12 protein-coding genes are annotated in these 12,235 nt (G+C 59.6%); 3 read left to right on the forward strand and 9 right to left on the reverse strand.

The window, feature by feature from the left end; translation table 11 throughout:
• Positions 1-62 precede the first annotated feature (62 nt).
• The 5 genes from NA8_RS09185 to NA8_RS09205 form a co-directional block, all read right to left on the reverse strand.
• Positions 63-260: a hypothetical protein gene (locus tag NA8_RS09185; protein WP_245663732.1), complete on the reverse strand. Its 198-nt coding sequence runs from the start codon at positions 258-260 to the stop codon at positions 63-65.
• Positions 257-529: a hypothetical protein gene (locus NA8_RS09190; RefSeq protein WP_063049955.1), complete on the reverse strand. Its 273-nt coding sequence runs from the start codon at positions 527-529 to the stop codon at positions 257-259. The genes NA8_RS09185 and NA8_RS09190 overlap by 4 nt, the downstream gene beginning before the upstream one ends.
• Positions 530-654: 125 nt before the next feature.
• Positions 655-1,932 (reverse strand): hypothetical protein, encoded by a 1,278-nt coding sequence (locus tag NA8_RS09195; protein ID WP_063049956.1) that lies wholly within the window; start codon positions 1,930-1,932, stop codon positions 655-657.
• A 303-nt stretch (positions 1,933-2,235) separates the two neighbouring features.
• Positions 2,236-3,426 (reverse strand): OmpA family protein, encoded by a 1,191-nt coding sequence (locus NA8_RS09200; RefSeq protein ID WP_063049957.1) that lies wholly within the window; start codon positions 3,424-3,426, stop codon positions 2,236-2,238.
• Positions 3,427-3,514: 88 nt separating this feature from the next.
• On the reverse strand, positions 3,515-3,769 hold the full coding sequence (locus tag NA8_RS09205; RefSeq protein ID WP_063049958.1) for a hypothetical protein: 255 nt from the start codon (positions 3,767-3,769) through the stop codon (positions 3,515-3,517).
• Between the two features lie 459 nt (positions 3,770-4,228).
• Between NA8_RS09205 and NA8_RS33620 the strand changes: the two genes are divergently transcribed.
• Positions 4,229-4,861: a hypothetical protein gene (locus NA8_RS33620; protein WP_157106609.1), complete on the forward strand. Its 633-nt coding sequence runs from the start codon at positions 4,229-4,231 to the stop codon at positions 4,859-4,861.
• Positions 4,862-4,881: 20 nt separating this feature from the next.
• The gene (locus NA8_RS33625; RefSeq protein ID WP_157106610.1) at positions 4,882-8,202 is read left to right on the forward strand and encodes a hypothetical protein; all 3,321 of its coding nucleotides are present in this window, start codon (positions 4,882-4,884) and stop codon (positions 8,200-8,202) included.
• A 602-nt stretch (positions 8,203-8,804) separates the two neighbouring features.
• Here NA8_RS33625 and NA8_RS09220 read toward each other — a convergent pair.
• The 3 genes from NA8_RS09220 to NA8_RS33630 are packed head-to-tail and all read right to left on the reverse strand — an operon-like array spanning position 8,805 to position 9,861.
• A complete protein-coding gene (locus NA8_RS09220) occupies positions 8,805-9,041 on the reverse strand; it encodes a hypothetical protein (RefSeq protein ID WP_063049961.1) in 237 nt (78 codons plus the stop codon).
• A complete protein-coding gene (locus NA8_RS09225) occupies positions 9,038-9,646 on the reverse strand; it encodes a hypothetical protein (RefSeq protein ID WP_157106611.1) in 609 nt (202 codons plus the stop codon). The genes NA8_RS09220 and NA8_RS09225 overlap by 4 nt, the downstream gene beginning before the upstream one ends.
• A gap of 5 nt (positions 9,647-9,651) precedes the next feature.
• Positions 9,652-9,861, reverse strand: a complete 210-nt coding sequence (locus NA8_RS33630; protein WP_157106612.1) for a hypothetical protein — start codon at positions 9,859-9,861, stop codon at positions 9,652-9,654.
• A gap of 337 nt (positions 9,862-10,198) precedes the next feature.
• Here NA8_RS33630 and NA8_RS32565 point away from each other — a divergent pair, with 337 nt between their 5' ends.
• On the forward strand, positions 10,199-11,419 hold the full coding sequence (locus tag NA8_RS32565) for a helix-turn-helix domain-containing protein (protein ID WP_169810476.1): 1,221 nt from the start codon (positions 10,199-10,201) through the stop codon (positions 11,417-11,419).
• 27 nt (positions 11,420-11,446) lie between these two features.
• Here NA8_RS32565 and NA8_RS09245 read toward each other — a convergent pair whose 3' ends face one another.
• Positions 11,447-12,217, reverse strand: a complete 771-nt coding sequence (locus tag NA8_RS09245; RefSeq protein WP_063049966.1) for a TIGR02391 family protein — start codon at positions 12,215-12,217, stop codon at positions 11,447-11,449.
• Between the last annotated feature and the right edge of the window lie 18 nt (positions 12,218-12,235).

The following is a 12,235-nucleotide window of genomic DNA, read 5'->3' on the forward strand; positions in this document are numbered from 1 at the left end:
TTAAATGAGAGAATTTCGCAACACCGAAGCGAACAGTACGACTACAGGCTTTAGAACATCGGCTACCAGCGTTCACGCAGTGTCCGAATCACAACAACCACCAGCCAGGCCAGTAGGCCACCGCCAATGATCAGGATCAGCGGCCACAAGATCGTCTGCACGAGGTAGACCGCCACGTATAGCGCAATCGCCGCCCCCAGCACCTTCAGGCACGCACCGACCAGGCGGTCGATGAGTCCCGGCTGCTCGTGGCCGCTCACGGTCGCCACCGCCGCACCCATGCCACCAGTTCGCCACTGACGATGGTGGCCAGCTCCCAGACGCGACCTGCCGTTTCCGGTGCCATCTGTTCGTGTACTTCGGCCATATCCACCAACTCGCGCAACGTCGTGGTGATCTTTCGGACCGTCGAATCTGCCAGATGCCTTGCCACGATGGGGTGGTCGTCGGCCAGTATTCTATCGGCGGCTTCCCAGGGCCAGGGCTGCTGCTTTCCTTTATTGTTCGGATCGAACGGCTTGCTCTCCATAAGTCCCTCCTTTTCAGGCATGACGCCTCATGAGTGATGGGTGCGGTTGTGCCGCTGCTGGCTGTTTTTACGCAGGCGGCACCACCGCAGGAATTGCATAGGAATGGGATAAGTTAGGGGCCTGATTACACCGCGGCGTCGGTGGTATTGCCAGCCGTGCTCTGGTCCTTCACCACGACCGTGCTTACAGGCTGCCTCTGGCCGTTCGTCGTGGCCGAGTCCGTGCTCGCCGATGCCCGGCCGTCGCCGGCCTCGGCCGCATCCCGCCGCATAGCCAACCCTTCGAGGCGGGCCACCAGCTCATCCAGCACCGACGTATCTACCAGGGTGGCGGGTGGGAACAGGCCGAACGAATCCCGCCCCACCAGAGGGAATTCCACGCCCCAACCGCACCCCTGGTGCAGGCTGCGGGCGATAGCGCGCAGCTGGTCCGCCCCGGCAATGGGCCGGGCCATCCTAAGCAGCGTCAGTGTCCGCAGCTGCTGTCCCTCAGCGATGAGCAGATCAATCCGGTTCACGAGTCCATCCCGCTTCCGTTCCAGCTGCTGCCGCTGTTTCCGCACCCGTCGCAGCTGCCGTGTCAGGTGCGACAGTTCGTCGGTCAGCACCGAGCCGTCGCGGAACACCGTCACGGCCACAACGAGATTCAGGACGGCCACCACGCAGCCGAAGAACAGGCCCAGGATCACCGCACCAGGCACCCCAACCTCGGCGGCCAATGATTCCCGGATCACCCGAAAGCCCATGACCACGCTGGCGCCGATGCTGATCACCGCGGCGGAGGCGATCAGCAGCCGGGGCACCAGGCCGCCTCGCCCCTTCGGCACGGTCGGCTGCCCCTGAGCATCCTTGGTACCGCGCAGGTCGAACCCCACGAAATGCAGCGCCAGAGCCAAGCCCGCGGTGGCGAGCAGTCCGAAGACAACAGATGTGATGGCGGGCAGCAACGACCGTCCTTCGGCCACCTGATCCCACGCCACGTTGAACATGTCCCCGGCGAACAACGTGAATACCGGCAGGTCGATGATCGGCACCAGCAGCGCGGCCAAGCGCATCGCCTTCGGCACCCGCCGGTGTTTCAGGCTGCCCGTGCCGGTTTCCTTCCTGACTTGAGCATCCACGGCGGACTGGCGTTGTTCGCCCTCCGCGGTCGTCAGCAGCTCGTCATGGACACCCGTCAAAGCTCGCGATCGCAAACGGGCCATGTCGGCCTCCACCAGCGCGATATTGCCCCGCAATTGCACTGCCTGCTGGGTGAGCTTTCCGAGCTGGGCCACACCCTCATCCCGAATCTTCGTAGCGGCCTGGACACCCTCACTGGTGACTTCGGCCTCCCCGTAGCTCAGACGGTCGGCCGAGCGGGACTTGGCGATGCGCATCTGTTCCCGGAACAGCGCCCACACGATCGGGGCAGCCTTACGGCGGGACAACGACCGGCCGCGCACTGCGGTCCGCACGTCCGCTTTGGATACCTGCGGCGGCGTGTAGGCCGGGGATGGCGGTGACGAACTGGGCGCTCTGGGTGTTGGCCGGGGTCGCCGGTTCAAGACACGGGACATGAGGACTCCTTCGGTGTTTGCGGGGAGGAGGCAGAAGCGGAGGGAAAGTGCTGCGGTTCGGCAGCGGCGGTGGCGCGTGGCCCAGCAATAAGCCCTGTGGCGCAACCGAATACAGCGATGCTCACGGTGAAATCCGAGCACTGCTCGTCACTGCCACAGCGTCACTTCCACCCGCCGGTTCAGCACGGCCGCCGATTCGATGAAACGACCACTGGGCGTCAAATTCGGGATGACTGGCTCACTTGCCCCGCGGCCCACCACGGTGCCCAGCAGGCTGGGTGGTAGGCCCAGGGCAACCAGGCGTGCTGCCACAGCATCGGCCCGCCGGCCCGATAGGTTGCTGCTGTCGTGGCCATCGAGTGCCGTGCAGGCGATGTGCCCGACTACCTCCACTTGGCGCACCTCGCAGCGGCTCGCGGACTCGACCAGGGGGCGCAGCACGTCATCCGCCGATACGGGCAATACGGCGCTATCCGGGGCGAACCGCAGTTCGGAGTCACTGAACTGCTGGTGACGCACGCAGCCGGTAGCCGGATCGGTGTAGGCAGCGGGTACCGGCACGAGCGGGACGGGCAGGGACGCCCGCGGTGGTGCCGCCATAGGTTCGGATTCGGCGATGTCGCAGCGATCGGCACCAGCCTTCTCGCAGATCTGCATCCACAGGTCTTCCAGCAACCGACGCCCGTAGGCAGGCAGCCGAGGCTGCACGCTGCCTCCGGTTATGCCGAGGCCGACGAAGGTGACATGGTGGCCGGTCAGGTTCAAAAGCCCCTGGCGATGGATGGATTCGGCGATGTCTGCGGGATTGAAGCTCAGGCCCCGAACGTCCAGATCGACGGGCGGTTCGGTACTTGCCCCGCTGCTCAGCACCAACATCCGGGCGCGGGGGTATTGGCTGGCACGGTCCATGAGGCGAACCAGCTCCAAACCCGGCGCCGTGGCCTGAACGTTGGCGAGATCCTGTTTCAGGGCTTCGATGTTCTCGCGGATCTTGCGATCCTTGGCACTACCGTGTTCGACGTCCTTGCCGCGCAGGGGCGTCAAGTCCCTCTCGATAACCGGACCGTCGACCGAAGTGACGATGCGGACGAGGGCATCGCCGGGGTTCTTCGCCTGTTCGGCGTAGGGGACGAGTTCTGACTCAAGGGGTTTGGGGATCGTCGGGAGAGGTTCGGCCGAGGTGGATGGAGCCACGATCACGACCGGGGTGGATACGGGAGTGGTGTCGGAGGCACAGGCGGTGATGCCGAATGTAGCGGCCAGGGTGGCGGCGCTGGCGACAAGGCCGCTGATATTGCGGTGCAGGCGATGCCTGCGCCTGCTGGCGGGTGGAGACATGGGTTCCTTCGGAAATACAAACGGTGGGGATGGGGTGGACACCAGGCGACGAGCCTGATGCCCACCCGGAACGGCTTGAAAGTTGGATCTACTCGTGCGGCCAGTGAACGAACCAGCCGATGTGCGCTTTGGTGAGGAGTTCGCCCAGGCGCTTCGTATGGCTCACCGCGAAGGGGGCCACTTCTTCGCATTCGGCCAGGACCGAATCCAGATCCCGGCGCAGCTCCTTGAGACGGGAATGGGCGAAGGCGAAGATTTCGCTCGCCACCTTCACGTCATCACTATCCGGAACGACCGGGTACAGCGACTCGGCCATATTCAGGCCGGTGGTTTCGGGGGTCATTTTGGTACCCACGGATGGGGCACCTCCTTACATAATTCATGGATGGGTTCCCGAATGGGCTCTATGAGGTTCACTCTGTGGAGTTTTCAAAGGACCGACTGCGGTTGACAAGTGGCAACTTGCGCCCTGGTCGAGCCTCTAAATCGTCCGCCTGAACCTTGTGACACTTCAACGTGTCGTCGCCTCAAATCCTTGACACCGCAGAGCGCTAGGTATCAAGGATGTTGACAAATCCGTCGAATGATTCATAATCGGGCATGAAGTATGTCTATCTCGTACGATCTACCAAAAGACTCAAATAGTTATCCGCCACAGCGAGGGCATATTATTGATCGCCCAGAACTGCACCAAGAAATACAAGACGCCGTGTACGGTAGCTCAGCTATCACATGGGTAGACGGACCGCTAGGTGCAGGAAAGACGGTCGCCGTCGCACGAGTTCTAGAGGAGAATAGCGATATGGCTGCTTGGATTACAGGTGTCAATCGAAATCTGCTCTTTTGTGACGGGAGGAACGAGTTCAAGCTCGACGGGATGCAGCACGACATGTCTAGCGTGATTGTGGACTCCGACTCGCCGCTTCGGCGGGATCACGATCCCACCACTGGCCGATTTGCCAAGCTGCTACGAATGCCGTCTGCACCCGCCCATGTCATCGTGGATAACTACCATCACGATGCATTTCCGGAACTACTTGAACCTCAGCCGTCGCCGTTTGTATCCCACGTCACGGTCATCTCTCGCGATCCACCGCCCGAGACGTTTGCGAGCGAGGTAGATCGCATTGAAGTTGGCGATTTGACTACCGACCAAGCGGCGGAATTAGTCGGCGCCTATCTACCTGATACGCCACTTGCTGATCGGGACCGTTTGGCCACGGCATTGTCTCATCGAGCCTTGCGAGTGGACTACGCAAGTCAGATTATTCAAAAGTATGGTGACACTATCCCCAATTACCTGCGTCAGATCAGCAGCCCAGAGCGATTTGCTCGCCACGTCATAAACAGCGTCGAACGCTACCATGACTACACCTACGAACAGCTGGCGATCCAACCCTCAAGGACTGCTTTGTATACGACCCACCGCATCTAGCCGGGGTGCATACTGGTGTGGTGAGTCCCCGGCCAACTCCCAGACCTGCCACCACGAAAGACCGAACCCTCTATGACGACATCAGTGAGGTGTGTCGCTTTGTCGGTCTGAGTGCCGTCTTTCTGCACGACGGCGACTTTGTCACGTACCAACACTTGGCGCGCGTCGCCATGGCAATTGTTGGCACTGAACGCTGGCACCGTGATCCGACCTATGAGACGCGGAAGATCGTCCGTCGGGCTATTGATCGTATCCCCTTATACATGTCTGGAAAAAACCCCGATAGGCCAGACTCCGAAGCCGACGACAACTTTTGGAAAGGGAAACCGCAGCGGGAAGCCGCCGAGATACTGTATGGATTTCGCCAGAAAGAAATCCGCGCCGCCTATGGCTACACCCCCGACGATCCTCTGTTTCAGCCACGGTTGACGTATAAGGACGACTATCGCCCGGCGGCGCTGAAGCTGCTCGGCCTGGAGCATGAAACAGACAAAAACAGTATCGTGCGTGTCTTCCGAATTATTTGGCGCGAGCTAGAAAAGTCGTTGCTGACTTTAGAGGAAGAGGCCCACGCGAGACGTGAAGAGGCTCAGCGCAGGAAGCAGGAGGCTGAATACGCCGTCCATCGGCAGGCACTCTACGATGAGCTTGAGAAAGCGATTAGTAGCCGGGAAAGCGAACATCTCACTTGGGTATGGGGCGATGCCGGCACCGGCAAGTCCACTGCTGTAAATGCCGTATTGGATGAGATTGGCGATCCAGCCGTCACAATTGACTGTTCGCCCGATGACTACAATCCGCAGAAGCTAAATGCCCAGCTCGTCGCTGTACTCAGAGAATACAAGTCCCTCGGTGATGGTGCCAGCACGGATATTAGAGAAGAATTCTGTAACTTCCTGTGTGGTATGGAAGCGCCGCCGTACGTCGTCATCGACAACTATGACACTCAGTTGTTCGGTGAGGTAGAGGATTCTGAATATCACTTCACCAATACGGTGATAGTTCAGTCACGCCATCCTCCCGCTGATACCGTCCAGGAGCGAGCAAACGTCGTTGAGGTGGGGGATCTCAACGACGATGAGTCGCGCGAGCTGATTCGGCACTTCTTGCCATCAGCAGACGACCAAGAATGTGAAGAACTGACCGCCGCGCTTTTCCATCGAGCGTTGCTGATCAACCAGGCGTGCCGCTTGATTCGTGACTACGACGACACCGTGGCGAACTACCTTAAGTCGATTAGTCAACTAAAGAATCTGAAGCGTTACGTCTTTGACCGACGGGAGGATGTGAGTCGTAGTATCACGGCGCATTATCAGCATGCAATTCGTAGGCTGCGTGACGGGAATCCTCTTGCTCTAGAGATTCTCGATGTCATAATGTGCTTGCAGGCCAAAGCGCCTCGGGTAGGATTAGAAACGGTGTGGTCAGAGATTTCAGAGGCCGACAACTCGGACCTATATGCTGTGAACGCAAACGCCCTTGGCGACATCGAAATGGCACTGAGAGAACTAAAGAGCCTCGGGCTCGTTCGCGAAATAGACGGCAATATCGAGCGTCACTATCTCACCTGGACAGTTCTTATGGCACTTCGATTGACGGAGTGGGACGAGAAATGCTTTGCCATCGTCTCCGCGGTAATAAGCATAGCGAAGAAATGGGGATGGTCAGCCCGCGAGACTCTGCCGATGCAACTTTTGTGGGCTGCCACCGCGGCCATACCTTCAATACGAAAATCTATTCTCAATGTCGTAGCGGACGAGGAGCATCCCTGGCGGAATCGCATCGATGATATGCAATATCTTGCGGCCGTGCACAATCGTTTATGTCAGCATGTGCTATTCTCGCATGATGCGGACGCTCTGATGTATGCGCTTATGAAGATCGACAAACGCAACCTGATCCTAACTGAGGACAGGGTGCACTTTACGGCGAATATTTCCGGCGAGATATCCGTTGATACGGCCAGGTCATCCAACGAAAGCAATATAGGATGCACGGTCCTTATGGAGGAGCTGGTTGCCCATGTCGGCGTCAGAAGGAGCCTTGGATGGGATGCTCAGGCTGACAAGAGGCGCAGGGACGATTTCGCGAAGATAGGTATTCGCGCTCTACCGGCGGCGTGGCATGCCTGCAAGGAAATTAGTCTGGATTTCGCGATTGACCGACTACTGCCAGAAGCAGCATATGCGCAGGCTGAGGAATCATATAGACGGCAATCCGGACCTGACCCTGACGAGCGCCATCGCTATCGGATGCACGATCAGGCGATGTTACTTCTTTATGGGCGTTGCCTCGTATCCCATGCTGGCGCGCCATGGTCATCCGCCAACCCCCAGACTGCCGCAGATGTCCTGCAACTCAATGCTCGTCAAGTCACGAACATACGCGGCCACGGGGAATCGACATGGATCGCTGTTGAAAGTCTGAGAATTATTTTCCACCAAACGCTGTGCCTCGGAGACTCGACGCAATCAGTCGGACTACTTCAAGAAGCATTCGCTCTAGTTAGAAATAGGGCTCATGAGCGGTTCGATTCGCCGGTGTATGCGCATCATATTGATACCACGCTCGTGCTCCGACTGTATCATCTGGTACGAGAGCACAATTTCGCGGTGTCGCTGAGGGGCTTTCTTGATGATCCCGATGGGAACAATACGCATTCCAAAAACATGCCTCTGTCAGGGGGTGCACAAAGATGGGAGGAAGGCTCACCGTTAGATTCGATGATTGACGATACGAAACAGGCATTTCAGGTATGGAAAGCACACAAGAGCTGTGACAATGAAGAACTTTGCTTCGAACTCGGGTCCCAGGCGGTCCGATTCTGGCATATTCTCTCGCTCCTCCAAGTGGACGAAATAGCTTCCCTGATAGACGATGATATTCTAAGGCAGTGGGTTCATTGGGTAACGCAGTGCCATGCTGACATGATCAATGAAACCGAGCCCAGTGCAGTTGTTGTTAGAGCTTTTATGGAAAAAGTAGCGCCTGAAGCAGTCGAAGCAACACTCGACAAGACTGATTCAATTATCCATGACGACGCGCTTCTGCAAGAGAAAATACAGCAAGCCAGGTCCGCCGGATTCAATCCAAGGATTGCTGTGGATAACCTGGCCGCGAAGTCAAAACGTCTGGAGGAGGAGCGTTGCCACTGGTACCAGGTAGCGCGCTATCGGGTTCTCGCGGCATCCATTGCCAAGATGTTCGATATCGAGTCTGCTGGTTCGGCAATCGCTGACGGCAAGAGCGTTGCCGAATGGTTTGGACGCGCTGACTGGATACGGATGATCGAGTCTGTAAATGACGATCCGAGGCAGCTGCTGAGGTTGATGGTGCGATAGGTCACCATTACCCATGCCGTCAAATAAACCAAGCAAGCCCCGGACCATCACAGTCCGGGGCTTGCTCGGGGGTATTCGTCCCAGCCGATCGCTCAGCTATTGACCTAACCAACATATCGCTTCCGCTGAGTCAAAGCGAATCGGGTACTCCTGGAGGCCAGTCCCTTACACCCACGGCGGCCGTCGTATCGGCGTCGCCCGTATAGGCGGCCGGATGTCCTGTAGCCGCGGCAGAAAGTCCGTGTCGTCATCCGGGTTCCACCAGTGCCCATCTCTGGCTTTGGCCGACGGTGGCTCGATCGGCTCGGTTGCGGCTTCGATCCAACCCTGCCAGTTTCCCGAATCTTCGTCGCTCGGTCCATCCTCCAGCCATTCGCCTGGCGCCGAGGCCAGCGGTCTCGGCAGCCAGACTGCCTCATCATCGTCGGATGCCGACGTCTCCAGGGAAGCACCCACATTGTCACTGTGACGGTGTCCGGGTAGGAACTGGTGCCTGCCCGGCGTGCGAATTCCTCTCCACCACATCCCAATCCGGAAGCACAGCACGGCCGTGAAGAACACCGAAGCGGGCCACAGGATGATGGCCAGCGACGATGACACGATCAGTGGTCGTCCTGGGACAGCGCCAGGCTGCCCCAGCCACCTTGGTCGAACAGCAGGAGGTACGCCGCTTCCGAATGCACCAGGCACTCGTCCGGGTGATGAAACCGATGGATGTGCCGTAGTTCCCATGCCCGCTCTGGAGTGAGGTCCATCAGGTGCACCTGGCACATGAACTCGGCCAATTTGCCATCGGCTTGGACAAAAGTGTTATGCGGCACCGGCCCTGGCCTGGTCATGCAGAATCTCCGCCCTCGCTGTCGCTCGACGGTGGCCACACCCGCCGTGGTGGAAACTCCGTACCGTCTCCCTCCGGCCCTTGTTCTTTCGGCAGCCTGAGCCGACCGCCTTGGACTGCCTCCACCAACTCGTCGAAGGATTCGATGCACCACGTCAGCTCGGCGGCATCACGCTCGTGATGCTCTGGGTCGTGCTGCCGAAGGGCGTACAGCACGTACTTCCACACCAGCCACGCCGCCCACTGGCCGTAGGTTGATGGGCTTACCGGCGCACCAGTCTGGTACACAAGGTTTTTGACGTGCCCACCGGCTTCACGGTCGATGAGCCAGATGTACAAGTTGAGCTGCTCGTAGACCTTGGTCGTGTCCTTTGGCCGATCGTCGTGAATATGCCGCCAAACGCCAACCAGCTCCCGTGCGCCGCGCAGGATGACCGTGCTCGGTTTTTCCACTCCGGCGCAGATCCGCAGAAACGGTCCGGCATCCGGCAGCGGCTGGTCAGGCTGGGCTTCCACCGGCGGCCCCGTGAACGCTAGCGGCGTGTCGGGAGTGAGACCGTACACGATGTGCTCGGAGCGCCTTTCCGGCATGGGTTCGGTGTCCATCCAGATCACCGCGGGTGGATGCTGGAAGGCTTCAGACGGCCGGCCTCGGCGAGAGCCTGGAGGGCCGCTGCCTTACGCGGGCATTTTCTGGCCCGGCAGGCGATATGGAATTGCATGATGCGATGCGCCTGCTCGGTGGTGAACGGCGCCCGGGGTGCCTGATGGTCTTCCTGCTGGGGCATGGCGGCGAGCTGGTGGATCGCACGGGAATGCATGGCGGTATCTCTTCCGGTTCGGGCCTCTGGTGGGCGAGGCAGGAGCTGTGGGAGGTACCCGGCACCGAGGGCTGATGAGGCCACCGGTTCGCCGCGCCCTTGGGGCGGCCGGTGCGCCGCTGAGGGTTACGGCGTCGCCCCGGTACCGGGTACCGGCCCTGACCGTAGGCCGCCGTAAAGGCCGTGACCGGCGCAAATAGCCGAAGCTTCTGAAAAATAACTGAAACCGTATAAGGTGCTTTTCGGTGCCGAAAACCGTTGCCGGGCAATATGTCCCGATGCGAAGACCGATCTTGCAGATGCACGTTCATGAGAGAGCGGAGACAGCGGGATGCACATGAAAACGGGCGAGGTTATCCGCCGTATCCGCAAGTCACTCGGCATGACCCAGGCCGAACTGGGAGCCATTTTGGGCTATACCCAGCCCGCCATTTCTCAGCTTGAACATGGCGGTGCCGCAGTGCACGATGTGCGGGTACTACGCCGAGTAGCCAAGGCGCTCCACGTTCCACTTGCCATACTGGTAGTGGAGTCTGACGAGGAGGCGGATGTGAACCGTCGCAACTTCCTACGAACTGGTGCCATCGGTGCTGGCGCGGCTATGACTGCGGGGCCAAGCGCCCCGTCAGCAGCAGGCAGCGTCCGAATCGGTGCCAGCGACGTCGCTGAGATCAACGCCGTAGTGAACCAGATTCACGAACTGGACCTGCTGGTGGGTGGTGACCGGCTGTGCCGGGTAGCGGCCCACGAAGTGCGCTACGTCGGGCAACTGCTGGACAACGGCACCTATACCGACGACGTTGGCCGGTCCTTGACCAGTGCTGCTGCTGAGATGATGACGGCTGCGGGCTGGGTCCATTATGACGCTGGCCGACTGGAGGAAGGCCGCAGATATTACGCCGATGCCGCTCAAGCCGCCACGGCGGCCGGTGATGGAATAGCGGTGGCTCATGCCCTGGGCAATGCCAGTTCCCTGCTGACCGAGTGGAACGGTGGCACCCCTGCGGGCGCTCGGCAAGCGGTGCAATATGCCCAGACCGCCTCCCGTGCGGCCATGAGTCATGGTGGACCAAAGCTGCGGGCACTCATGGCAATTCGCGAAGCCGATGCCCTGGGGATGCAAGATCCGACCGGTAACAAGTCAGCCGTCACCGACGCACTGAGTCGGGCGTATCGGGCGTACGAATCCAGCCGGGGATTCGATCCGGACTGGGTCTATCTGCCGGAGGCATTGCTGAGCGGCATGACCGGCATCATGCAGATGTACCTCGGTGAACACCAAGCTGCCTCGGAGCAGATCCGGGCGGCGATCGACGGATCTGCGGCTTGGCCGCGGGAACAGGCGGAATGGCAGGTACAGCTGGGACGCAATTTGGTTCAAGCCGGAGACATCGCCGAGGGCTGCCAAGTGCTCACAGACAACTTTGGGGGCATCCAGCAGATCGCCTCCACACGGGTCCACCAGAAACTGGAGGCGGTCACCGCTATCGTGCGACCACATTCACGGGTGCCGGAGGTGCGAGAGTTCTTGGGGAGCATGGCGGAGCACACCTCGTAATAGGACGACGGTCGAAGATCCTGGCTATCAGGAAGGCTGGACCTTCGCCCTATCGAGAGCTCGATGCATGACGCTCGCGACGTGGAGCCATTCGACAATCTCGTCTTGATCGAATTCAGGATCGGCCGGTCTATGGGCACGGGGATTGCGCCCAGCGCGAAACAGCGCCATCCCCAGAAACATGTACCCCTCTTGTTCGCTGATCTCCGTCTGTGTGACACCGTCGTTCAGGGCAATCAGCCTCTTACGCCCTAGTGTCTCTCCAACCAGGACGGCCCCATCTTGATCGACGACACCGCTCAACTGGCGGAGCCGGGCTCCAACGCTCTTGCACGCCTCCTCAAGCGCATCATCACCGTGGCCGTTACGCAGTCGGGAAATAGCACCGGCTTTGATGGCTGGATGGAGATGCTGAAGCCTGCTCTCTATGGTGCTCGGACCGGACGCCGCCCCGCTGGTTGGATAGTTGATCAGCTTGAGGATGAACTCCTGCATGCGACGGACGATTGAATCGCAGGTCGCCTGAACCGGGCCGGATACGTATACCCCCGACGTATCGGTGCGATGTTTGCACAGGTCTACCAACAGATACCATTCAGATCCGTCATCGTCATTCTGTGAGAATCGGGTCATATTTACTTGGGTGACGTCACGCACATCGTCAGCGAGGCCGATCCGGGCATCAAGTAGAGAACTGTACCGGCCATTGAGTTGGTTGATGCCCTTGAACCTCACCTGTGGGTCGACGCTCGGCCACTGCGCCGTGACACGATCCATCTCCCGCTCAATCTCCTCCATCAGTGGCCAGTTCTGATG

It is taken from the genome of Nocardia arthritidis NBRC 100137 (assembly GCF_001612765.1).
Lineage (GTDB): Bacteria > Actinomycetota > Actinomycetes > Mycobacteriales > Mycobacteriaceae > Nocardia > Nocardia arthritidis.

What these genes read in the sequence shown, in the direction of transcription:
- NA8_RS09190 (WP_063049955.1), bottom strand. Translation starts at nt 529, where the DNA reads ATGGAGAGCAAGCCGTTCGATCCGAACAATAAAGGAAAGCAGCAGCCC.
- NA8_RS09200 (WP_063049957.1), bottom strand. Translation starts at nt 3,426, where the DNA reads ATGTCTCCACCCGCCAGCAGGCGCAGGCATCGCCTGCACCGCAATATC.
- NA8_RS09205 (WP_063049958.1), bottom strand. Translation starts at nt 3,769, where the DNA reads ATGACCCCCGAAACCACCGGCCTGAATATGGCCGAGTCGCTGTACCCG.
- NA8_RS33620 (WP_157106609.1), top strand. Translation starts at nt 4,229, where the DNA reads ATGGCTGCTTGGATTACAGGTGTCAATCGAAATCTGCTCTTTTGTGAC.
- NA8_RS09220 (WP_063049961.1), bottom strand. Translation starts at nt 9,041, where the DNA reads ATGACCAGGCCAGGGCCGGTGCCGCATAACACTTTTGTCCAAGCCGAT.
- NA8_RS09225 (WP_157106611.1), bottom strand. Translation starts at nt 9,646, where the DNA reads ATGGACACCGAACCCATGCCGGAAAGGCGCTCCGAGCACATCGTGTAC.
- NA8_RS33630 (WP_157106612.1), bottom strand. Translation starts at nt 9,861, where the DNA reads ATGCATTCCCGTGCGATCCACCAGCTCGCCGCCATGCCCCAGCAGGAA.
- NA8_RS32565 (WP_169810476.1), top strand. Translation starts at nt 10,199, where the DNA reads ATGAAAACGGGCGAGGTTATCCGCCGTATCCGCAAGTCACTCGGCATG.
- NA8_RS09245 (WP_063049966.1), bottom strand. Translation starts at nt 12,217, where the DNA reads ATGGAGGAGATTGAGCGGGAGATGGATCGTGTCACGGCGCAGTGGCCG.